This is a genomic window from Pseudomonas cremoris, from assembly GCF_014230465.1.
In genome coordinates this window covers 130,455-153,295 of the sequence record NZ_JAAXCY010000012.1, presented here as the reverse complement: position 1 = coordinate 153,295, position 22,841 = coordinate 130,455, and the positions used below count along the sequence as shown (strand labels likewise).

Sequence of the window (22,841 nt, the reverse complement as noted above, 5' to 3'; positions counted from 1 at the left end):
ATTTTTCAGCGCACGCATTGAATCGGGACCGGATACATGTCACTTCGCCTCATCATCAGCGCCGTCCTGGCCTTGATCGCCAGCACCGCACAGGCACAAGAGTCCGCCCCTGCGATTTCTTATACCCGTGACATCCAGCCCATCTTCACCGAGAAATGCGTGGCCTGCCATGCCTGCTACGACTCCGCCTGCCAGCTCAACCTGGGCAGTGCCGAAGGCGCGGCCCGGGGTGCAAGCAAAATGCCGGTCTACGATGGCGAGCGCAGCAAGGCCACGCCGACAACACGCTTGTTCTACGACGCCTTCGGCAAGCAGGCCTGGCAGCAAAAAGGCTTTTACTCTGTGCTGGACGCCCAAGGCAGCCAGGCTGCACTGATGGCGCGGATGCTGGAGCTGGGGCACAACGCCCCGCTGGCACCCAATGCCAAACTGCCCGAAGAGATCGTACTGGGCCTCAACCGCGAAAACATGTGCGCCATGCCCGGCGAATTCAATGCCTACGCGGGTGCCCATCCCAAGGAAGGCATGCCACTGGCCGTTACCGGCCTGACTGACCAGCAATACCAGACGCTGCAACGCTGGCTCGCGTCCGGTGCGCCGATTGATGAGCAAGGCCTGGCGCCGAGCGCCAAGGAAGCGCTGCAAGTGCAGCAGTGGGAAAATCTGTTCAACCAGCCCGGTGCCCGGGAAAGCCTGGTGGCACGCTGGTTGTTCGAGCACTTGTTCCTCGCTCATATCTATTTCGAGAACGGCGAGCCAGGGCATTTCTTCCAGTGGGTGCGCTCGCGCACGCCGAGCGGCCAGCCGATAGACCTGATCGCCACACGTCGTCCCAATGATGACCCAGGTACCCAGGTCTACTACCGCCTATGGCCCGTGCAGGGCGTGATCGTGCACAAGACCCACATCACGTACCCGTTCAGTGCCGAGAAAATGGCCCGCATCAAAGAACTGTTCTACAGCGGTAATTGGCAGGTCAACGCCTTGCCGGGCTACGGCCCGGGCCGCCGCGCCAACCCGTTCGACACTTTCGAAGCCATCCCGGCCAAGGCGCGCTACCAGTTCATGCTGGATAATGCCGAGTACTTCGTGCGCACCTTCATTCGTGGGCCGGTGTGCCGTGGGCAGATCGCCACGGACGTGATCCGCGACAACTTCTGGACCCTGTTCCAAGACCCGGATCACGACCTCTACATCACCGATGCGCGCTATCGCGGCCAGGCCACGCCGCTGCTGGCGATGCCGGGGCAGAACGATGATGTCGGCAGTGTGCTGAGCCTGTGGCTGGCCTACCGTGACAAGCGCAATGAATACGAGGCCCTGCGCCGTGACAGCTATGCAGAGGTGCCACCGCCGAGTTGGTCGAGCCTGTGGGCCGGCAACGACAACGCCTTGCTCACTATCTTCCGCCACTTCGACAGCGCCTCTGTGACCAAAGGCCTGATCGGTGAAGTGCCGCAGACGATGTGGCTGTTCGACTACCCGTTGCTGGAGCGCACCTATTATCAGTTGGCGGTGAACTTTGACGTGTTCGGCAACGTGTCGCACCAGGCCCAGACCCGGCTGTATTTCGACCTGATCCGCAATGGCGCCGAGCAGAACTTCCTGCGCCTGATGCCGGCAGATTCTCGTGATGATTTCCTTGATGACTGGTACCAGAACAGCGGCAAACTCAAGCTATGGCTGGATTACGAGGCCATCGACGATGACAAGCCCACGGGGCTGCACCTGAACGAAAAAGACCCTAAGCGTGATTTCGCCAACCAACTGCTCACCCGTTATGGTGACCTGAATGCCAGCCCGGACCCGATCAACCGTTGCAGCGGCGCCTATTGTTCACGCGATGGCATCGATCCGGCGTTGCAGGATGCCGAGCAGGCCCTGAGCCGCCTGACTTCACGCCCTGCGGCGGGGCTCAAGGTCATTGACCAATTGCCCGAAGCGACCCTGCTGCGCATCGAAACCACCAGCGGCAAACGCGTGGTCTACAGCATGTTGCGCAACCGTGCCCACAGTAACGTGGCATTCCTGCTCGGTGAGGCCTATCGCTATCAGCCTGGCCTGGACACCGTGACCATTTACCCCGGCGTACTCAGCAGCTACCCGAACTTCATGTTCAACATTCCTGCCCAGGAAGTGCCGGAGTTTGTGGCTCAGATGGAGCGGGCCAAGGACGCCAACCGCTTTGAAAAGATAGTCGACCGCTGGGGTGTGCGCCGCAGCCACCCGCTGTTCTGGCAGTACTTCCACGATTTATCGCAGTACATCCGTGAAACCTCGCCGGTGGAAGAAGGGGTTTTGGATATGAATCGCTATGAAAACCTCTGACAGGGCGGATTAGTCTTTTCCGACAAAATTACTAGGACTTTGTACCTGCGTAATATTTTGGCGTAAACTGCCGGCAAGCCTGTGAGGAGTTTCCATGACTGCCATAACCATTACCGACGCCGCCCACGATTACCTGGCTGATCTGCTGTCCAAGCAGAACACCCCGGGTATCGGCATCCGCGTCTTTATCACCCAGCCCGGCACCCAATACGCCGAGACTTGCATTGCCTACTGCAAGCCTGGGGAAGAGAAACCTGAAGACACCGCCCTGGGGCTGAAAAGCTTCACCGCCTACATCGACAACTTCAGCGAAGCCTTCCTTGACGACGCCGTGGTTGACTATGCCACTGACCGTATGGGCGGCCAGTTGACCATCAAGGCGCCGAACGCCAAGGTGCCGAACGTCAACGCCGATAGCCCGGTGAACGAGCGCATCAACTACTACCTGCAAACCGAGATCAACCCGGGGCTGGCTAGCCACGGCGGTCAGGTCAGCCTGATCGATGTGGTGGAAGACGGTATCGCCGTACTCAAGTTCGGCGGCGGTTGCCAGGGCTGCGGCCAGGCCGACGTGACCCTGCGTGAAGGCATCGAGCGCACCTTGCTCGAGCGTATCCCGGAGCTCAAGGGCGTACGTGACGTGACTGACCACACGCAGAAAGAAAATGCCTACTACTGAGTAAGGCGTTCGCTGCGAACAAAAAAACGGCGCCCCGTGAGCGCCGTTTTTTTATGCTTTAAATTCAGTGGCTTGTTTTATCTATCTAACAAAGTACATCAACTGTGAGGGCGGGCTTGCTCCCACAGTTTTGACCGCGTTTACTATTCAGGGCCGGTAGAGGTGCGCATGGCCAGCGCGATACAGCGACGATTCACTAAAACTGTCACTGTCCAGCACCCGGCCCACCACGATCAGCGCCGTGCGCCGAAACCCCTTGGCGGCGACCTTGTCGGCAATATCAGTAAGCGTGCCCACCACCCAGTCCTGATCCGGCCACGTGGCGCGGTGCACCACGGCAATCGGGCAATCCGCGCCGTAATGTGGCAGTAGTTCAGCAACTATTTTCTCCAGGTGGTTGACCCCCAAGTGAATCGCCATGGTCGTGCCATGCTGCGCCAGGCTGCCGAAATCTTCACCGGCCGGCATGCTGGTTTTGTCTGCATAGCGGGTCAGGATCACGCTCTGGGCGATGTCGGGCAGGGTCAGTTCGGTTTCCAGCAGCGCCGCACAAGCTGCTACAGCGGTAACGCCGGGAATGATCTGGAAGGGGATGCCCAGCTCGCGCAAATGACGGATCTGCTCGCCAATCGCTCCATACAGGCTAGGATCCCCCGAATGCACTCGCGCCACATCCTGACCCTTGGCGTGCGCCAACTTGATCAGGTCGATGATCTGTTCCAGGTGCAGTTCGGCGCTATTGACCAGTGTTTCTGCCTGATGACCTTCCAATACCGCCGCCGGCACCAACGAGCCCGCATAGATGATCACCGGGCAACTGCGGATCAGCCGCTGGCCTTTGACGGTGATCAATTCCGGGTCGCCGGGGCCTGCGCCGATGAAGTAGACGGTCATGGGAATTCCTGTTGAAAAACGGGCGAGCATGAAGATTGCTCATGATCGGGGGCGGCAATTATCGAGAATTTATCCCGCGCAAGCCAATGCAAAGGTGGCTTGGAGGCTCTTTTTACGTGTAATCAGCAGGCGAGAAGGGCTGCCGGCGAGGTGTTCGGCGAGGGCCAGGGCTGCACTTTCGGCGACGCCGTAGCAGCCGGTATGGGCAAAGGCCACATCGGATTTGTGGCTCAAGCGGTCTGCAAAGGCTGCTAATTGCTCAGCGCTGAGACAGTGCAACGGCAGATTTAGCGCATTGGCCAATGCCAGTATTCCCGGCTCGTCTTTTTTTAAATCGATACTGGCCAGCGCAGTAATGCTGTCGCGCTCAATGCCGCCCTCGGCGAGGGCTGCATCAAACAGCTCCAGCAGGGTATGAACATCACAACCCCGTTGGCAGCCCAGGCCGACCACTCGCGTCATGCCGAGTATTGATCATCACGATTGCGGCGGAACAACCAGGCGCTGATCAGGCCCAGGGCCAGCCAGAACACCACGTTGGTCAACTGCGAAGCGATCTTGAACTGCGCTTCCAAGGCTTCCGGGGCCAGCATCGAATGCACCTCCGGCTGCGGCGCGCCGATCACGTGCGGCACCACCAGAATTGCCAGGCCCAGCGCCTTGAGCAGCCAGTTGCGACCGAACACCACCAAGGCGATGCCGGCGGCAGTGGACGCAGCGGTGCCGATCCACCAGATTTGCCGTTGTGCCAGGTCAGCCGCGGCAGTGCCCGGCAACTCAGGTGGCAGGCCCATGGTCGGCGCTAGCACGAACGTCGCGTAACCGGCCAGGCCCCACAGCAAGCCTTGGGCGGTACGGGTTGGCGCGCGCAGGGTGTAGAGGCCGGCCAGCATCAAGGCAAACCCCACGGCAACCACCAGGTTGCCGCCGGTGGTGGACAGCACGCGCTGCCAGCCGTCTTCCGGCTCCCAGGCTTCGGCGTCGTGGGTGTGGGCTGCGGCGCCAGCGGCATGTTCATGGGCCACTTCGGTGGCAGTCGGGGCATGTTCAAAGGTTTCCGCCTGCAAAATCAGCGGGGCCACCCAGAAACTTTGCAGCAGGGTCAGCAGCAGGGCGGCCGCAAGGCCGGTAAAACCTGCGGTTTGAGCAATACGCTTGATCATGTCGACAGGTCTCAGTGGCACGGGAACGCGGCGCTGTGGCGGGTATCGTGGGCAGCGTTGTGCACCGCCTCGATGTGCGAGAACCCGGCGAAATACACCAGGCACGCGCCGAGGATCGACGCACCGATGGCGGCGGTCAGGCGTTGGCTCAGGGTCGAGGTGCTGCTGTTGGCGTGCGAGGTGCTGCTGATGATCGACATGGCGCGTCCCTTCTGGGTTTCGGGGTGACACGAGCGCATGAAAACCCCGCGAGCCAGGCACGCAGGGTTTTGAACAGCGCCCGCCCACCGCGGGTTTGTTATCTGATTTTTTCGGGCCGGTCTCCGGGCTTGCGAGGGGCTCAATGCCTGAAAACGTCGCCTTCCCATGCCCGGGGCACAGTGGATATGACGTTTCGCTCGCTTACCGTTGCGGGGGCAGCACCGGACTTGCCATAGGTGTATGGCTCACCGGTTTCCCGTTTCACCCTTTGCAGGGCACCCGAAACAAGATGTGTAGGAGAGCATGGGGGGTGATGGGGAGTCAATTGGGATGTGGTTTTTGATGGTGGTGATGGTGTACATATCCGTTTCTTCGGTAACGGCCAGCGTGTTTGACGGGGCGCCTAAGATCAAAAGCCAGAGCAGATCACCATGTACCTGATGAATGGAGATCAAAATGTGGGAGCGAGCAAGCCCGCTCCCACAGTTTTAACCGAGCACCACTTAAAAACCGGTCGGCTACTAGGCCGCCGCGCTTGGCTTTTGATCTTGATCTTAGGCGCCCCCTCCCCAAATCCATATCGGATTACGGGCATGCCGAGCCTAGGCGAGACACCGAGTGTTGGGGCAAGAGCCCTTTGCTTACTTTGGGCTGGGCCGGCATTCCGGCTTTTCCAAAGTGAGCCGCCGTAAGGGCGGAACCAATATCAGCCATCATCCAAATAACGGATATACACACCAACCAAACCCCATCATTGACCATCCCCCAAGCACTGCGTAGCCTTGCACCCTCGAGGTTCTTCGGCCCCAGCCGAAGCTAAGAAGGGAACGCGGTCCAAGCCGCGGCTGCCCCCGCAACTGTAAAGGGTTCAGCTGACTGCCACGCCACTGCCGACAAGGCGGGAAGGCGCAGCCAGCGCCGGTCGCAAGACCCGCACGCCCCAAGCCAGGAGACCTGCCTCGCAACCGATTTTCAATTCAACCGGGCGGGGTGATCCGGTGACGAAATCCGCTGCTGCGCACTGTCGCAGGGCCTATCGTCCCGTATGCCCGCCCCAAAGGGCATCCGATGAAAACACTGGCCAAACTCCCCGTCACCATCGTTACCGGCTTTCTCGGTTCGGGCAAAACCACCTTGCTGCGCCATATGCTCGACAACGCCCAGGGCCGTCGCATTGCGGTGATCGTCAATGAATTCGGCGAACTGGGCATCGACGGTGAAATCCTCAAGCAGTGCTCCATCGGTTGCACCGAGGAAGAAGCCAACGGTCGCGTCTACGAGCTGGCCAACGGTTGCCTGTGCTGCACCGTGCAGGAAGAATTTTTTCCGGTGATGCGTGAGTTGGTCGCCCGTCGCGGTGACCTCGACCACATTCTCATCGAAACCTCGGGCCTGGCCCTGCCAAAACCGTTGGTACAAGCCTTCCAGTGGCCGGAAATTCGCAGCGCCTGCACCGTGGACGCGGTGATTACCGTGGTCGACAGCCCGGCCGTAGCTGCTGGCACCTTCGCCGCGTTCCCGGACCAAGTCGACGCCCAGCGCAAACTCGACCCGAACCTGGATCACGAATCGCCATTGCATGAGCTGTTCGCCGACCAACTGGCCAGCGCCGACCTGGTGATCCTCAACAAAACCGACCTGATCAGCCCCGAAGACCTGGCCCGCGTACGCCTGGAAGTCGCCGAAGAACTGCCGCCAGCCGTAAAAATCATCGAAGCCAGCAGCGGTCGCCTGCCGTTGGACGTACTGATCGGCCTGGGTGCCGGCTCCGAAGAGCACATCGACGGTCGCCACAGCCATCACGATCATCATCACGAAGGTGAGGACGATCACGATCACGATGCCTTCGATTCGATCTCCATCGATCTGCCCCAAGCCGACGAAGCGCTGCTGCTCGACGCACTGACGCAACTGGTTGTCCAGCACGGCATCCTGCGCGTCAAAGGTTTTGCCGCGATCCCGAACAAGCCGATGCGCCTGCTGATCCAGGGCGTGGGCACGCGTTTTGACAAGCACTTCGACCGCGCCTGGGGGGCTGATGAAGCCCGCGTCACGCGTCTGGTACTGATCGGCCAGGACCTTGATGCGGCGGGCCTCGAAGCGCAACTGCGCGCCGCCCTCAGCGTTTAACCCATGCACCTGCTCAGGACCCAGCCCGGTGGTTTCGTCTCGGACGACAATATTGCCGACCTTGGACAAACCCCCGCTGAACTGGTGATCCTGTGCAGCGGCGATTCCAGCCTGGCGCTTTTGGCCGAGGCGGCTCAGCAGTTGCCCGACGACTACCCAAGCCTGCGACTGGCCAACCCGATGCAGGTGCAGAACCATGCCTCGGTCGACCTCTATGTGGATGAGGTACTACGCCATGCCAAGGTCATCCTGATCTCGCTGCATGGCGGTATTGGCTATTGGCGCTACGGCATCGAGCGCCTGGTGGAGTTGGCCGAGCGCGGCGTCACGTTGATCCTGGTGCCGGGCGATGATCGCCCAGACCCTGAGCTCAGCGGACTTAGCACGGTAAACGCCGAAAGCCGCGACCGTCTTTGGCACTTCCTGCGCCAAGGCGGCCTGGGCAACGCGCTGGATTTCTATCGCTGCCTGGCCAGTGCTTACCTGGGCCGCGACTACGCCTGGGCCGAGCCGCAAACCCTGCCGCGCACCGCGATTTATCATCCGCACAAAGCCAATCCGCGCTTGAACGACTGGCAGGCGGATTGGAACGCCGAATGGCCGGTGGCAGCGGTGCTGTTTTACCGCTCCCATTTGCAGGCCGCGAATACCAGTTTTATCGATGTGTTCTGCCAGCGCTTGCAGGCGGCGGGCCTTAACCCGTTGCCGATGGCGGTGGCCAGTTTGAAGGAGCCTGGCTGCCTGACGGTGGTCGAGGACTTGCTGGATGAAGTCAGCGCGGCGGTGATTCTGAATACCACCGGGTTTGCGCAATCCAGCCCCGAAGCGCCGCATTTGCGCCCGTTTCGCCGCAATATCCCGGTGATCCAAGCCATTTGTGCCCAAGACAACGAGCCGGGTTGGCAGGCCAGCGAGCAAGGCCTGGGCCCGCGTGATCTGGCGATGCATATCGCGTTGCCGGAGTTGGACGGGCGCATCATCAGCCGTCCGATCAGTTTCAAAGACCTGGCCTGGCGCAGTGAACGCAGCCAGTCGGACGTGGTGTGTTATCGCGCCGCCCCCGAGCGCATGGACTTTGTCGCCGAGTTGGCGCGGCATTGGGTCGAACTGGCCCGGGTGCCGAATGCCGACAAACGCATCGCGTTGATCCTCGCCAATTACCCGACCCGCGATGGTCGTATTGGCAACGGTGTGGGCCTGGATACGCCAGCGGCGGCGTTGAATATCCTGCGTGCGCTGCAAGCTCAAGGGTATCCGCTGCCAAGCGAGTTGCCCGGCACCGGCACTGCGTTGATCCACGATTTGCTGGGCGGCGTTACCAACGACCTGGACAGCCTCGACCTGCGGCCATGCCACCAAAGCATGAGCCTCACCGACTACGAGGCGATGTTCAGCCGATTGCCCGAAGCCAACCGCCAAGCTGTGATGGAGCGCTGGGGCGCGCCGCATAACGACCCCATGTTCCGCGACGGGCGCATGATGATCGCCGGGCTGCGCCTGGGCCTGACCTTCGTTGGTATCCAGCCCGCTCGCGGTTATCAAGTGGACGCCAGCGCCGTTTACCACGACCCGGACTTGGTGCCGCCCCACGGATACCTCGCGTTCTACTTCTGGTTGCGCCATACCTACGGCGCTCACGGCGTGATTCACGTGGGCAAACACGGCAACCTCGAATGGCTGCCGGGCAAGGGCGTGGGTCTGTCGGAAAACTGCTGGCCCGATGCTCTGTTGGGTCCACTGCCCAATATCTACCCATTCATCGTCAACGACCCGGGCGAGGGCGCCCAGGCCAAGCGGCGCACCCAGGCGGTGATCATCGATCACCTGATGCCGCCGTTGACCCGCGCCGAAACCTACGGCCCGCTGCGCAACCTTGAGCTTCTGGCTGACGAGTATTACGAGGCGCAGTTACTCGACCCACGCCGCGCCCTTGAGCTGCAAAAAGACATCCTCAAGTTGGTGCGCGAAACCCGTATCGACCAAGAGCTGGAGCTGGACAGTGATGCCGACGCCGCTATCTGGCTCCCGCGCCTGGACACCTACCTGTGTGACCTGAAGGAATCGCAGATCCGCGACGGCCTGCACATATTCGGTGAGTCGCCCGAAGGCCGCTTGCGCATCGACACCTTGCTGGCTTTGCTGCGTATTCCCCGTGGCGATGGCCGTGGCCCACAATCCAGCTTGCTGCGGGTGTTGGCCAAGGCTTTCGAGCTGGGCTTCGACCCGCTGGACTGTGCCCTGGCTGAACCGTGGACCGGTCGCCGTCCGATGGTGCTGCAGAAGATCGATGCGCAGTTGTGGCGCACCGCTGGCGACACCCGCGAGCGGTTGGAGTTGTATGCGGCGCGGCTGATCGAGCAGGCGCTGGAAGGCCCACTTGAACAGCTGGAAGAGCCCGGCTGGGAAGAGGTGAAGGCGGTGATCGAAAGCCTGCGCATCGTCGTAGCGCCGCGCCTGGATGCTTGCGGCCCGGCAGAAATGCGTGGGTTGCTGGATGCCTTGAACGGTCGTTTCGTACCGGCGGGGCCAAGCGGTGCGCCTAGCCGTGGACGGCTAGATGTGCTGCCTACGGGCCGCAATTTCTTCACCGTCGACGTGCGCAACCTGCCCACGACGACGGCTTGGCGCATTGGTTTCCAGTCGGCCAACCTGATCCTTGAGCGGCACCTGCAAGACCACGGCGACCACCTGCGCCAGCTGGGTTTGTCGGTGTGGGGCACCGCGACCATGCGCACCGGCGGTGATGATATCGCCCAAGCCATGGCGCTGATGGGGGTGCGCCCGGTGTGGGCTACTGGCAGCCAGCGAGTGGATGACTTTGAGATTCTGCCGATCAGCCTGCTGGACCGCCCGCGTGTCGACGTGACGTTGCGGGTGTCGGGGTTCTTCCGCGATGCGTTCGCCAACCTGATTCGCCTGTTTGACGCGGCGGTGCAGGCCGTGGCCGCGTTGGATGAGCCGGATGACATGAACCCGCTGGCGGCCAAGGTGCGCAGCGAGCGTGAGGCGTTGCGTGAGTCCGGCCTGGACGATGAAACCGCCGCCAAGCAGGCGGGTTGGCGCATCTTCGGCGCCAAACCCGGTGCTTATGGCGCGGGCGTGCAGGGCGCGGTTGACGGTCGTTTGTGGCAAAGTCGCGAGGACTTGGCCGAGGTCTACCTGAACTGGGGTGGCTATGCCTACGGCGGCTCCGACGAAGGCACTGCCGCTCGCCAGCAATTCGCTCAACGCCTGAGCCAGGTGCAGGCGGTTTTGCAGAACCAGGACAACCGCGAGCATGACCTGCTCGACTCCAACGATTACTACCAATTCCAGGGCGGTATGCTTGCTGCCGTGGAAACCCTGAGCGGTGACAAGGCCGCCAGCTATCATGGCGACCACAGCCAGCCAGACTTGCCGAAGATTCGCACCTTGAAGGAAGAGCTGAGCCGGGTGATTCGTTCCCGCGCCGCCAACCCCAAGTGGATCGAAGGCGTGAAACGCCATGGCTACAAAGGCGCGTTTGAAATGGCTGCCACGGTGGACAATCTGTTCGCGTTCGACGCCACCACCGCGCTGATCGACGATCACCAATATGCGTTGCTTGCCGACGCCTACTTGCTCGACCCCGATACCCGGGCCTTTGTACAACAGCACAACCCGGCAGCCCTGCGCGACATGACCGAGCGCATGCTTGAAGCCCAGCAGCGCGGCATGTGGCAGGAACCTGGCGCTTATAAAGAAGCGTTGGAAAACCTGTTGCTGGATATAGAAGAAGACAGCTGATGACTGATACTCCCCATTTCCCGCTGTCCGCCGTGGTCGGCGCCGACAAGTTGAAACTGGCGTTGTGCCTGACCGCCATCGACCCGAAAATCGGCGGCGTGCTGATCGAAGGCCCGCGCGGCATGGCCAAGTCCACCCTTGCGCGAGGGCTGGCGGACCTGTTGGCCAGCGGGCAGTTTGTCACCTTGCCGTTGGGCGCGACCGAAGAACGCCTGGTGGGCACCCTGGACCTGGATGCCGCGCTAGGCGAAGGCCGTGCGCAGTTTTCTCCCGGCGTGCTGGCCAAGGCGGATGGCGGCGTGCTGTACGTCGATGAAGTCAACTTGCTGGCGGATCACTTGGTCGACCTGCTGCTGGATGTGGCGGCCAGCGGCATCAACCTGATCGAGCGTGACGGCATTTCCCACCGCCACTCGGCGCGCTTTGTGCTGATCGGTACCATGAACCCGGAGGAGGGCGAGTTGCGCCCGCAACTGCTCGACCGCTTCGGTTTTAATGTGGCGCTGAGCGGGCAGACCTTGCCAGCCGAACGCGGGCAGATCATTCGGCGCCGACTGGATTTCGACAGCGACCCGGCGGCGTTTTGCGCACACTGGGCCGAGCAACAAGCGGCGCTGCGTGAGCGTTGCACCCAGGCGCGTGCGCGACTCGGCAACATTGAACTGGATGACCAGGCCTTGGCCCAGATCACCGAGCGTTGTTTTGCCGCCGGTGTCGACGGCTTGCGTGCGGACCTGGTCTGGCTGCGCGGCGCCAGGGCCCATGCCGCTTGGCGCGGCGCTGATGCGATCGCCGAGGAAGACATCGACGCCGTGGCCGAGTTTGCCTTGCGCCATCGGCGCCAGGAACAATCGCCACCGGCCAACCCGCCGAGTGACGGGCAATCGTCCAAGCCCTCCGATACGTCGCCCGGCCAAGGCCAATGGGGCGACATGCCCGCGCCGGCTTTGCCCACGGGCGCACGCCGCGAAGTCCCCACCTGGCCAAAAAAGCCCTAGGCATTCGCCCTCGACCTGACGCGGGGGCGGATGCACGGCCTAAGGCGGGTCGGCTGGACAGAGGCAGGCAGGGCAAGGCGCGCAGCGCACAGCAGGGGGCGATCAACTGGCCGGGTACGCTGCTCGGTGGTCGGCCGCAATCGCGAGCGGATTTGCTGTTTCACCTGCGCAGCCGCTCGGCCCATGAATTGTGGCTGGTGATTGTCGATGCATCGGCGTCCACCCGACGGCACCGTGCGTTGACAGATGCCAAGGGCTTGCTGGCGCAGTTGTTTGACGATGCTTATCGCCAGCGCGCGCGCATGGCGTTATTGACGGCCAGTGGGCACGCGCCGAAGTGGCAGGTTCAAGGGTTGAAAGCCGCAAAAGGCTTGGCTGGTTGGCTGGATCAGCTTGGCGCCGGCGGCGGTACACCGTTGGTGGCGGCGCTGACAGAAGCCGCAGATTGGCTGGCGGCTCGGCGCAAGCGCTATCCGGCGGAGCAGCAGCGGTTGCTGGTAATTACTGATGGGCGGCTCAAGGACATCGCCGGATTGCCGGTGCTGGAGTGTCCGGGTTTGTTGGTGGATATGGAGCGGGGGCCGATCAGGTTGGGGAGGGCACAGGAATTGGCAGCTGGGTTGCAGCTGGATTATCGGCATATCGACCAGTTGTAGTGCCTGTCCCACCGCATTCGACTTGCTCGCGAAGAGGCCCTAAAGCGCACTGATAAAACCTCAGCCAGCCCCCGGCACATTCGGCCAAAGATCCGCCACCAAAAACAACCGCTCAGCTTCCTCCCAATCCGCGCCGTTCTGAACCATCCGCACCAGCAACTGCGCCGGCGCCATCGGGTCCAGCTCCGACAGCCAGCCTTGCATCCGTTCCTCGCTCCAGACTTCATCCGCCGGGTAATGCGCAGGCGCCAACCAGGCATGGCGGGGCAGTGGTTGCCAACGGCCGGGTGCGCTGGCGCTGGCAAAGTCCGGCCAGTCGCGTTGATGCAGCCAACGGCCTCGCAGGTGCTGCGGGTGCGCGCCTCGGGGGGATTCTGCCAAGCCAGGCCACGGATACAGCAAATACCCGCCGAGCCACAAATGCGCATCGAACTGTTGGATATCCAGCGCTGCCAAGGCTTCCCGGCTTTCCGGGCGTGCAGAGATCGGCAGTTGATGCTGGGCAAGATGCGCCAGCTTACGGTCCAGCCGGTCATGGCACCCAGGCCCGAGCCACAGGGCCGGGTCTTGGCCGTTGCCGTCCTGCGGGCCCAGATACAATTTGATCGCCAATTCCAGATGATGCACGCCGTCGCGGTCGCGGATCAGCATGTCCAGTTCACCCAAGGTATGCCCGGCGCGGCGGATCGGCAGGTTGGCGGCCAATAGCTCCACGCCTGGCGCATGCTGTACCGCAAATTGCCACAACCGCTCGTAATACAGGCCCAGGCGTCGGGTGCGTGCCTGGCTCAGCCACTGCAGCAGGGCGCTGCTGTCTTGGTCCAGCGTGCGCAGCCAGTGTTCGAGCAGATGGGGCGCCTGCACCCAGTCGCTGCCGGCCAGCGGGTGGCGTTGCGGCCATGGTGTTTGCGCCAGCATCGGCGGGGCGAGCATCACCCACGCCAAGTCGCGCACCTCGGGGTGGCGCAGTTGGCGGGGCAGGTTGTGCAAATCCGGGAACACAGTCATGGTCCGAGCATAGCCGTTTACCGGTTGCATAGGGCGCTGAGAACCATTGTCATCAAGGCTTCACGGCGACAAAGGATTTTGCCTGGGGCGGCCTTTCGCCCATAATCCTTCTTTTTGCCACACCCCAAATCCCGCAGGAGCCCCATGGAGCAATTTCGCAATATCGGCATTATCGGTCGCCTGGGCAGTACCCAGGTGTTGGACACCGTCCGCCGGCTGAAAAAATTCCTGCTGGAACGCCACCTGCATGTGATCCTCGAAGACACCATCGCTGAAATCCTGCCGGGCCACGGTTTGCAAACTTCATCGCGCAAGATGCTCGGCGAAGTCTGCGACATGGTCATTGTGGTGGGTGGCGACGGCAGCCTGCTGGGCGCAGCCCGGGCCTTGGCGCGGCATAACGTGCCGGTGCTGGGGATCAACCGTGGCAGCCTGGGTTTCCTGACCGACATCCGCCCCGATGACCTGGAAGTCGAAGTGGCCAAGGTGCTCGACGGCCATTACCTGGTGGAGAACCGCTTCCTGCTGCAAGCCGAAGTGCGCCGCCACGGTGAAGCCATCGGCCAGGGCGACGCCCTCAATGACGTGGTGCTGCACCCCGGCAAGTCCACGCGGATGATCGAGTTCGAGCTGTATATCGACGGCCAGTTCGTGTGCAGCCAGAAGGCCGACGGCCTCATCGTCGCCACGCCCACCGGCTCCACCGCCTACGCGCTGTCGGCGGGTGGCCCGATCATGCATCCCAAGCTGGATGCCATTGTGATCGTGCCGATGTACCCCCATATGTTGTCCAGCAGGCCGATTGTGGTCGACGGCAACAGTGAGCTGAAAATCGTGGTGTCCAAAGACATGCAGATCTACCCGCAGGTGTCCTGCGATGGGCAGAACCATTTCACGTGCGCCCCCGGTGACACCATCACCGTGAGCAAGAAGGCGCAGAAGCTGCGGTTGATCCACCCGCTGGACCACAACTACTACGAAGTGTGCCGCACCAAGCTGGGCTGGGGCAGCCGCTTGGGGGGTGGAGGCGACTGATGCTCGATCCCGCGCGTAGCTACGACCTGATTGGTGACGTGCACGGTTGCGCCCATACCCTCGAGCACTTGCTCGACCAGTTGGGCTACCACAAGCAGGGCGGCGTTTGGCGTCATCCGTCGCGAATGGCGGTGTTCCTCGGCGATATCATCGACCGTGGCCCGCGTATTCGCGAGGCGCTGCATATTGTCCACGACATGACCGAAGCCGGGCAGGCGCTGTGCATCATGGGCAACCATGAATTCAATGCGCTGGGCTGGACCACACCCGCGCCACCGGGCAGTGGCAAGCAGTTCGTGCGCGAGCACAACCCGCGGCATGAGCGGTTGATTCACGAAACCCTGACCCAGTTCGAACACCACCCGGCCGACTGGCACGACTTCCTCGGCTGGTTCTACGACATGCCGCTGTTTGTCGACGCCGGGCGTTTTCGCGTGGTGCATGCGTGCTGGGATGACGGTTTTATCCAGCCGCTGCGCGCGACGTTCCCGGATGGCTGCATCGATCAGCACTTCCTGCAGGCCGCCGCCGTGCCGGGCAGTTTTGCCTGCAACGCTTTCGACCGTCTGCTACGCGGTACCGATATGCGCCTGCCGGATGGCCTGACGCTTACCGGTGGCGATGGCCTGACGCGTTCGTTCTTTCGCACCAAGTTCTGGGAAGACGACCCTAAAACCTACGGCGATATCGTGTTCCAGCCCGACGCGCTGCCGGAGCCGGTGGCACGCACACCGTTGTCGTCCAGCCAAAAGAATTCCCTGCTGCGCTATGGCGTCGACGAGCCGTTGCTGTTTGTCGGTCATTACTGGCGCAGCGGCAAACCGGCGCCGATCCGCCCGAACCTGGCCTGCCTGGACTACAGCGCCGTGCTGTACGGCAAGCTGGTGGCGTACCGCCTGGACCAGGAAACACGCCTGGACCCGAGTAAATTTGTATGGGTCGACGTTGAGCGACCCGAGGTCATCAAATGAGTGCCGTGGCTGTATTGCGCTTGCCCCTGAGCGTCGACCTGGGCGGTTTTGTCCAGCTGCTGCAACGCATGCAAGTGCCCCATCGCGTCAGCGAAGAGGCGGGCGAGCAAGTGTTGTGGGTGCCAGAATCCATCAGCGACGACGTGCGCGTGTTGTACCAGCGCTTTCCCGCCGGTGACCCGGACAAGCAGTTGGACATTCCCGAGCAGGCCCCGGTCAAGCGCCCGGGTTTTGTCCAGCAACTGCGCCACAGCCCAGTGACGGCGCTGGTGTTGCTGGCAAGCATCATCGTCGGTGCGGTGACCTTGCTCGGTGAGAACCTGCAAGCCATGAGCTGGCTGACGTTCCTGCAGTTTCGCATCGTCGGCGAGTACATCCAGTTCACCCCGCTGGCCGACAGCCTGGCGTCGGGGCAGTGGTGGCGCTTGATCACACCGATGCTGATCCACTTCGGCATCCTGCACCTGGCCATGAACGGCATGTGGTACTGGGAGCTGGGGCGCCGCATTGAGGCGCGCCAAGGCGGCATCAACTTGCTCGGCCTGACGCTGTTGTTCAGCCTGGTCTCCAACTACGCTCAATACGCTTATGGCGGCCCCGGCCTGTTTGGCGGGTTGTCCGGCGTGTTGTATGGCCTGCTCGGGCATTGCTGGATCTTTCAATTGTTGTCGCCTAACCCGGCTTATCGCCTGCCCCGTGGGGTGCTGGTGATGATGCTGGTGTGGCTGCTGCTCTGCCTGTCGGGGTTGGTCTCGATGATCGGCTTCGGCGAAATCGCCAACGCTGCCCATGTCGGCGGTTTGGTTATCGGTTGCCTGACGGGTTTGCTGGGCGGGCTGTACAGCCGCCGCAAAGCCTCTATTTGATAAGGAAGAGCCTTATGTCCTCTTTTGCTGAAATGATCGAAAACATCACCCCGGATATCTACGAGAGCCTCAAGCTCGCGGTGGAAATCGGTAAATGGTCCGACGGCCGCAAGCTCACCGCCGAGCAGCGTGAGTTGTCGTTGCAAGCGGTCATCGCCTGGGAAATCCAGAACCTGCCGGAAGACCAGCGCACCGGCTACATGGGCCCGCAGGAATGCGCGTCCAAATCGGCACCGGTACCGAACATCCTGTTCAAGTCGGATGCGATCCATTGATTGAAATTGGTCGTGGTGCAGTCAGTAAAATGTCGGCGACACTCGGTGAGTCGACCGTTCAATACGCGTTTCGCCTGGGCGATACCGAGGTGCCGGTCAACCCGTTGATCGGTACCCAGATCCGCCTGGAGTATCTCGGTGCCATTCATTGCAGCCATTGCGGCCGCAAGACCAAAACCAGCTTCAGTCAGGGCTATTGCTACCCGTGCATGACCAAGCTGGCCCAGTGCGACCTGTGCATCATGAGCCCCGAGCGTTGCCATTACGACGCCGGTACCTGCCGTGAGCCGGGCTGGGGTGAAAAATTCTGCATGACTGACCACGTGGTCTACCTGGCGAATTCGTCGGGGATCAAGGTCGGCATCACCCGTGCTACCCAGCTGCCCACCCGTTGGCTGGACCAGGGCGCCAGCCAGGCGCTGCCGATCATGCGCGTGGCCACGCGTCAGCAGTCCGGCTTTGTCGAAGATGTGTTGCGTAGCCAAGTGGCCGACAAGACCAACTGGCGTGCGCTGTTAAAAGGCGATGCCCAGCCCGTCGACCTCAAGAGCGTACGCGACGACCTGTTCGCCTCCTGCGCCGAAGGCCTGCTGGGTTTGCAGGAACGCTTCGGCCTGCAGGCCATCCAACCGGTGAGCGATATCGAACCGATCGAAATCCGCTACCCGGTGGAGCAGTATCCGGCCAAGATCGTCAGTTTCAACCTGGACAAGAACCCGATTGCCGAAGGCACGCTGCTGGGGATCAAGGGCCAATACCTGATCTTCGACACCGGCGTTATCAATATTCGCAAATACACGGCCTACCAGCTCGCCGTGCATCAGTAGAAGGATGCCACCCATGCGCACCGAACAACCGAAGATGATCTACCTGAAGGACTATCAGGCGCCGGACTACCTGATCGAAGAGACGCACCTGACCTTCGAGTTGTTCGAGGACCACAGCCTGGTCCACGCGCAACTGGTGATGCGCCGCAACCCCGAGCGCGGCGCAGGCTTGCCGCCGTTGGTGTTGGATGGCCAGCAACTGGAACTGTTGAGTGTGAACCTGGCCGACCATGAGCTGACCGCCGCTGACTATCAGCTGACCGACAGCCACCTGACAGTGCACCCGAAGAGTGAGACCTTCACCCTCGACACCACGGTGAAGATCCACCCGGAAACCAACACCGCCCTGGAAGGCCTGTACAAATCCAGCGGCATGTTCTGCACCCAGTGCGAGGCCGAAGGTTTCCGCAAGATTACTTACTACCTTGACCGCCCGGACGTGATGAGCATCTTCACCACCACGGTGATCGCCGAGCAACACAGCTACCCGGTGTTGCTGTCCAATGGCAACCCGATTGCCAGCGGTCCAGGTGAAGATGGCCGTCACTGGGCAACCTGGGAAGACCCGTTCAAGAAACCGGCGTACCTGTTCGCATTGGTGGCCGGTGATTTGTGGTGCGTTGAAGACAGCTTCACCACCATGACCCAGCGCGAAGTGGCGCTGCGCATCTATGTCGAGCCGGAAAACATCGACAAGTGCCAGCACGCCATGACCAGTTTGAAAAAATCCATGCGCTGGGATGAAGAAACCTACGGCCGTGAGTACGACCTCGACATCTTCATGATCGTCGCGGTGAACGACTTCAACATGGGTGCCATGGAGAACAAGGGCCTCAACATCTTCAACTCCAGCGCCGTACTGGCCCGCGCCGAAACCGCCACCGATGCTGCGCACCAGCGGGTCGAGGCGATTGTCGCTCACGAGTACTTCCACAACTGGTCGGGCAACCGCGTGACCTGTCGTGATTGGTTCCAGCTCTCGCTCAAGGAAGGCTTCACCGTCTACCGTGACTCGCAATTCTCTGCCGACATGAACTCGGCCACGGTCAAGCGCATCCAGGACGTGGCGTACTTGCGTACCCACCAGTTCGCCGAAGATGCCGGCCCGATGGCTCACGCGGTACGCCCAGACAGCTTCATCGAAATCTCCAACTTTTACACCCTGACCGTGTACGAAAAGGGTTCGGAAGTCGTCGGTATGATCCACACCTTGCTCGGCGCCGAAGGCTTCCGTAAAGGCAGTGACCTGTACTTCGAACGTCATGACGGCCAAGCCGTGACCTGCGACGATTTCATCAAGGCCATGGAAGACGCCAACGGTGCCGACCTCAGCCAGTTCAAACGCTGGTACAGCCAGGCCGGTACGCCGCGCCTTGCGGTGAGCGAGTCCTTCGACGCGGCGGCCAAGACCTACAGCCTGACCTTCCGCCAAAGCTGCCCGCAAACCCCGGACAAGGTGGAAAAGCTGCCGTTCGTGATCCCAGTGGCATTGGGCCTGTTGGACGGGAAGGGCGCGGCAATTGCCTTGCGTTTGGCCGGTGAATCGAGCGCAGGAGCCACCTCACGTGTCATCTCTGTGACCGAGGCCGAGCAGACGTTCACCTTCGTTGATATCGCAGAGCAGCCTTTGCCTTCGCTGCTGCGTGGCTTTTCGGCACCGGTGAAACTGAGCTTTCCGTACAGCCGCGACCAGCTGATGTTCCTGATGCAGCACGACAGCGACGGTTTCAACCGTTGGGATGCTGGCCAGCAACTGGCCGTGCAGGTGTTGCAGGAGTTGATTGGTCAGCATCAGGCAGGTCAGGCGCTGAAGCTGGATCAACGCCTGATCGACGCACTGCGCACAGTGTTGAGCGATGAATCGCTGGACCAGGCGATGGTCGCCGAAATGCTCTCGTTGCCAAGCGAAGCTTACTTGACCGAAATCAGCGAGGTGGCGGATGTGGATGCCATCCACGCGGCCCGTGAATTCGCCCGTAAACAACTTGCGGATCACCTGTTCGAAGCTCTGTGGCTGCGTTACCAGGCCAACCGTGAGCTGTCGAAGAAAACCCCGTACGTCGCAGCAGCAGAACACTTTGCCCGTCGCGCATTGCAAAACATTGCGCTGTCGTACCTGATGCTCAGCGGCAAGCCGGAGGTGCTGGCTGCGACTCTCGATCAGTTCGACACCAGTGACAACATGACCGAGCGTCTGACTGCGCTGGCGGTGCTGGTGAACTCGCCGTTTGAGGCGGAAAAGGCCCAGGCGCTGGCGGTGTTTGCCGAGAACTTCAAGGACAACCCGCTGGTCATGGACCAGTGGTTCAGCGTACAGGCCGGCAGCACGTTGCCGGGCGGTTTGGAGCGGGTCAAGGCGCTGATGGAGCACTCGGCGTTCAATATCAAGAACCCCAACAAGGTGCGCGCTTTGATTGGCGCGTTTGCCGGGCAGAACCTGATCAACTTCCATGCGGCGGATGGTTCGGGTTACCGCTTCCTGGCGGACCTGGTGATCGAGTTGAATGGCTTCAACCCACAAATCGCCTCGCGTCAGTTGGCGCCGTTGACCCGCTGGCGTAAATACGACAGCGCGCGGCAGTCGCTGATGAAGGCGGAGTTGGAGCGCATTCGGGCGTCTGGTGAGCTGTCGAGTGATGTGTTCGAAGTGGTCAGCAAGAGTCTTGCTTGATCACGAGAGCTAAATAGAAAACGGCCTGTTCAGGCCGTTTTTTTTGCCTCAGATAACCGGTGGGCGAGGGGCGTCGTGGCCGGTGTCGAGGGGGAAGCGCTCCGCGATGATCCCGTGGGGCACGCCCAGGGATATGGCGCTGGCGTTGTCCAGGCGCGTCACTTGCTCAGTTGATAGCTGCACGTTCAGCGCTCCGAGCGTGGCATCCAATTGCGCGCGGGTACGTGAGCCAAGGATTGGTATCAGCGCAGTGGTCGAGCGCCGGGCTTTTTCCCGCAGCCAGGCGATGGCGATGTGGGTGGGCGTGGCGTCGAGTTCACCGGCGACCGCCAGCAGGGCGTCAAGCACCGCGGTTTCGCGGGCACTGTTCTCGGCGTGTACCAGGATGCCGAGCTTGTTGGCGCGGTTATCGTCCTGGGTATTGCGGTATTTGCCGGTGAGGAAACCACCACCCAGTGGCGACCAGAGTGTCGCGCCCAGGCCAAGGGCTTCAGCCATCGGCAATAGCTCGCGGTCGGCGGTACGTTCGGCCAGGCTGTACTCCACTTGCACACCAATGATGGGGGCGAAGTTACGGACTTCCGCCAGCAGGTCCGCGCGGGCGATGCGCCAAGCGGGGAAGTTGGAGAGGCCGGCGTAGTGGATCTTGCCGGCGCGCACCAGGTCATCGAAGCCGCGCAGGATCTCTTCCATGGGCGTGACGTTGTCGCTCATGTGTGCCCACAGAAGGTCGATATGCTCGGTGTTCAGCCGCTTCAGGCTTTCCTCGACCGCACGCACCAGGTTCTTGCGGTTGTTGCCCAGTTTGATCGTGCCTTCGTCGGACGGCTGGGTGCGCAGGGTGTATTTAGTGGCGACTACCAGGTTGTCGCGCTCCGAGGCGATAAATTCTCCCAGCAGCTTTTCGGCCTGTCCAAACTGGTAGCCGTTGGCGGTATCCAAGAAGTTGCCGCCGGCTTCCAGGTAGCCGTCGAATATCAGCTTGGCCTCATCACGTTCAGCACCGTGACCCCATCCGGTACCAAAATTACCGGTACCCAAGGCCAGTTCCGATACCTGCAAACCGCTGCGGCGGCCAAAGACTTTATTGCGCATACAGAAACTCCTGAGGTAGTGGTTTTTACATGTTTAGTAACATGTATAAAATATGATCTCAGTAATGTATTCGGTCAAGTGGCATTTTTTGCGTCCCAATGCTGGCCTCTGCGTCATACTGGCGGGCATGACTTTTGACTCGCCCCTCGCTGCTTATCAACACGCCATTGCCCAACAGGGCTTTGTTGCCGACGACGCCCAACGCCGCGCGGTGGATGCCCTGCAAGCCTGTCATCAGGCGTTGCACCAAGGGCGTTCGCCGATCGATGGCGTTTACCTGTGGGGCCCGGTGGGGCGTGGCAAGACCTGGTTAATGGACCAGTTCTATCAAAGCCTGCGGGTGCCCGCGCGGCGACAGCACTTTCATCATTTCATGGGGTGGGTGCACCAGCGTTCGTTTCAGCTCACCGGCACTCACGACCCCTTGCAGGCCCTGGCGAGGGAGCTGAGCGGGGAAGTGCGTGTGCTGTGTTTCGATGAGTTGTTCGTCAATGACATCGGCGATGCAATCATCCTCGGCCGGCTGTTCCAAGTGATGTTCGAGGAGGGTGTAGTGATGGTCTGTACCTCCAACCAGCCACCGGACCAACTGTATGCCGGCGGCTTCAATCGTGAGCGCTTTTTGCCGGGAATTGCCGCGATCAAGCAGCATATGCAGGTGGTGGCGGTGGACGGCGCAGAAGACCATCGCCTGCATCCGGGAGTGGGCGTGCGGCGCTATTGGGTAAATCAGCCCGAGGCCCTGGCCGAGGTGTTCAAGCAATTGTGCGAAGGGCAGTTGGCGCGCAGCGGGCCGGTTACTGTTGGTCATCGCATTATTGTTGCCGTGCAGGCCTGCGACACGGTGCTCTGGTGCCGCTATGCCGACCTTTGTGAGCAACCCTTGGCGGCGATGGACTTCATGCTGCTGTGTGATCGCTTCAAGGTGATCCTGCTCGGGGAAGTCCCCAACCTGAGTGCCCAGAAGCGTCCTGCACGGATCGCGCGTGGCACTGAAGACGGCGCCCAGCGTGTGGTAGCCGGTGATCGCGAGCTGCCGGAATTGTCGGTGCACGATGACAGCGTTCGTCGCTTTATTGCGTTGGTGGACGAATGTTACGACCGTAAGGTGCCGTTGTTCATCGAGGCCAAGGTGCCGTTGGAGGACCTTTACACCGAGGGCTATCTGGAGTTTCCCTTTCGCCGCACCTTGAGTCGCCTTAGAGAAATGCAATTGCAACGCTTCGGCGCAGATGTGAGCGCAAAAAACTCGGAATAGGCTGGTCGTGCTTTCACGCAC

19 protein-coding genes and 2 riboswitches are annotated in these 22,841 nt (G+C 61.4%); of the genes, 13 read left to right on the top strand and 6 right to left on the bottom strand.

What is annotated here, in order from left to right:
- The first annotated feature begins 36 nt into the window (after nt 1-36).
- Nucleotides 37-2,328, top strand: coding sequence for a fatty acid cis/trans isomerase (locus HF257_RS26805; RefSeq protein ID WP_185709003.1), 2,292 nt, complete (start codon nt 37-39; stop codon nt 2,326-2,328).
- 94 nt (nt 2,329-2,422) lie between these two features.
- Entirely contained in the window at nt 2,423-3,007 is a 585-nt protein-coding gene (gene nfuA, locus HF257_RS26800) for a Fe-S biogenesis protein NfuA (protein WP_017136914.1), read from the top strand.
- A 147-nt stretch (nt 3,008-3,154) separates the two neighbouring features.
- Here the strand turns inward: nfuA and cobM are convergent, their stop codons facing one another.
- From cobM to HF257_RS26780, 4 genes are all read right to left on the bottom strand, one after another.
- Nucleotides 3,155-3,901 carry a precorrin-4 C(11)-methyltransferase gene (cobM, locus tag HF257_RS26795; RefSeq protein WP_185709004.1) on the bottom strand — a complete coding sequence of 249 codons (747 nt, stop codon included), beginning with the start codon at nt 3,899-3,901 and terminating at the stop codon, nt 3,155-3,157.
- A 69-nt stretch (nt 3,902-3,970) separates the two neighbouring features.
- The gene (locus HF257_RS26790) at nt 3,971-4,363 is read right to left on the bottom strand and encodes a cobalamin biosynthesis protein (protein WP_185709005.1); all 393 of its coding nucleotides are present in this window, start codon (nt 4,361-4,363) and stop codon (nt 3,971-3,973) included.
- Nucleotides 4,360-5,064 (bottom strand): CbtA family protein, encoded by a 705-nt coding sequence (locus HF257_RS26785; protein ID WP_185709006.1) that lies wholly within the window; start codon nt 5,062-5,064, stop codon nt 4,360-4,362. Before HF257_RS26785 ends, HF257_RS26790 begins: the two co-directional genes overlap by 4 nt.
- Nucleotides 5,065-5,075: 11 nt before the next feature.
- Nucleotides 5,076-5,264 carry a CbtB domain-containing protein gene (locus HF257_RS26780; RefSeq protein WP_185709007.1) on the bottom strand — a complete coding sequence of 63 codons (189 nt, stop codon included), beginning with the start codon at nt 5,262-5,264 and terminating at the stop codon, nt 5,076-5,078.
- A 97-nt stretch (nt 5,265-5,361) separates the two neighbouring features.
- Nucleotides 5,362-5,563: riboswitch (cobalamin riboswitch) on the bottom strand.
- Nucleotides 5,564-6,041: 478 nt separating this feature from the next.
- A riboswitch (cobalamin riboswitch) is annotated at nt 6,042-6,241 on the top strand.
- Between the two features lie 92 nt (nt 6,242-6,333).
- On the opposite strand from HF257_RS26780, the gene cobW reads away from it, so the two are divergent.
- Genes cobW through HF257_RS26760 form a run of 4 tightly spaced genes read left to right on the top strand, consistent with a single transcriptional unit; the run spans nt 6,334 to nt 12,814 of the window.
- Nucleotides 6,334-7,395, top strand: a complete 1,062-nt coding sequence (cobW, locus tag HF257_RS26775) for a cobalamin biosynthesis protein CobW (protein WP_185709008.1) — start codon at nt 6,334-6,336, stop codon at nt 7,393-7,395.
- A gap of 3 nt (nt 7,396-7,398) precedes the next feature.
- Nucleotides 7,399-11,160: a cobaltochelatase subunit CobN gene (cobN, locus tag HF257_RS26770; RefSeq protein WP_185709009.1), complete on the top strand. Its 3,762-nt coding sequence runs from the start codon at nt 7,399-7,401 to the stop codon at nt 11,158-11,160.
- Entirely contained in the window at nt 11,160-12,158 is a 999-nt protein-coding gene (locus HF257_RS26765; protein WP_185709010.1) for an ATP-binding protein, read from the top strand. Before cobN ends, HF257_RS26765 begins: the two co-directional genes overlap by 1 nt.
- Nucleotides 12,159-12,211: 53 nt before the next feature.
- Nucleotides 12,212-12,814: a vWA domain-containing protein gene (locus HF257_RS26760; RefSeq protein WP_185709121.1), complete on the top strand. Its 603-nt coding sequence runs from the start codon at nt 12,212-12,214 to the stop codon at nt 12,812-12,814.
- A gap of 60 nt (nt 12,815-12,874) precedes the next feature.
- Here the strand turns inward: HF257_RS26760 and HF257_RS26755 are convergent, their stop codons facing one another.
- Nucleotides 12,875-13,822, bottom strand: coding sequence for a DUF1853 family protein (locus tag HF257_RS26755; RefSeq protein ID WP_185709011.1), 948 nt, complete (start codon nt 13,820-13,822; stop codon nt 12,875-12,877).
- Nucleotides 13,823-13,966: 144 nt separating this feature from the next.
- Between HF257_RS26755 and HF257_RS26750 the strand changes: the two genes are divergently transcribed.
- Genes HF257_RS26750 through pepN form a run of 6 tightly spaced genes read left to right on the top strand, consistent with a single transcriptional unit; the run spans nt 13,967 to nt 20,467 of the window.
- Entirely contained in the window at nt 13,967-14,857 is an 891-nt protein-coding gene (locus HF257_RS26750) for an NAD(+) kinase (RefSeq protein ID WP_010210870.1), read from the top strand.
- The gene (locus HF257_RS26745) at nt 14,854-15,828 is read left to right on the top strand and encodes a metallophosphoesterase (protein ID WP_185709122.1); all 975 of its coding nucleotides are present in this window, start codon (nt 14,854-14,856) and stop codon (nt 15,826-15,828) included. The genes HF257_RS26750 and HF257_RS26745 overlap by 4 nt, the downstream gene beginning before the upstream one ends.
- Nucleotides 15,825-16,694 (top strand): rhomboid family intramembrane serine protease, encoded by an 870-nt coding sequence (locus tag HF257_RS26740; RefSeq protein ID WP_185709012.1) that lies wholly within the window; start codon nt 15,825-15,827, stop codon nt 16,692-16,694. Before HF257_RS26745 ends, HF257_RS26740 begins: the two co-directional genes overlap by 4 nt.
- A gap of 14 nt (nt 16,695-16,708) precedes the next feature.
- Nucleotides 16,709-16,969: a YeaC family protein gene (locus HF257_RS26735; protein WP_016972751.1), complete on the top strand. Its 261-nt coding sequence runs from the start codon at nt 16,709-16,711 to the stop codon at nt 16,967-16,969.
- Nucleotides 16,966-17,796 (top strand): DUF2797 domain-containing protein, encoded by an 831-nt coding sequence (locus tag HF257_RS26730; RefSeq protein ID WP_185709013.1) that lies wholly within the window; start codon nt 16,966-16,968, stop codon nt 17,794-17,796. Before HF257_RS26735 ends, HF257_RS26730 begins: the two co-directional genes overlap by 4 nt.
- Before the next feature lie 13 nt (nt 17,797-17,809).
- Nucleotides 17,810-20,467 carry an aminopeptidase N gene (gene pepN, locus HF257_RS26725; protein ID WP_185709014.1) on the top strand — a complete coding sequence of 886 codons (2,658 nt, stop codon included), beginning with the start codon at nt 17,810-17,812 and terminating at the stop codon, nt 20,465-20,467.
- 48 nt (nt 20,468-20,515) lie between these two features.
- Here pepN and HF257_RS26720 read toward each other — a convergent pair whose 3' ends face one another.
- On the bottom strand, nt 20,516-21,562 hold the full coding sequence (locus HF257_RS26720; RefSeq protein WP_185709015.1) for an aldo/keto reductase: 1,047 nt from the start codon (nt 21,560-21,562) through the stop codon (nt 20,516-20,518).
- Nucleotides 21,563-21,689: 127 nt separating this feature from the next.
- Here HF257_RS26720 and zapE point away from each other — a divergent pair, with 127 nt between their 5' ends.
- On the top strand, nt 21,690-22,820 hold the full coding sequence (gene zapE, locus HF257_RS26715; protein ID WP_185709016.1) for a cell division protein ZapE: 1,131 nt from the start codon (nt 21,690-21,692) through the stop codon (nt 22,818-22,820).
- The last annotated feature ends 21 nt before the right edge of the window (nt 22,821-22,841 follow it).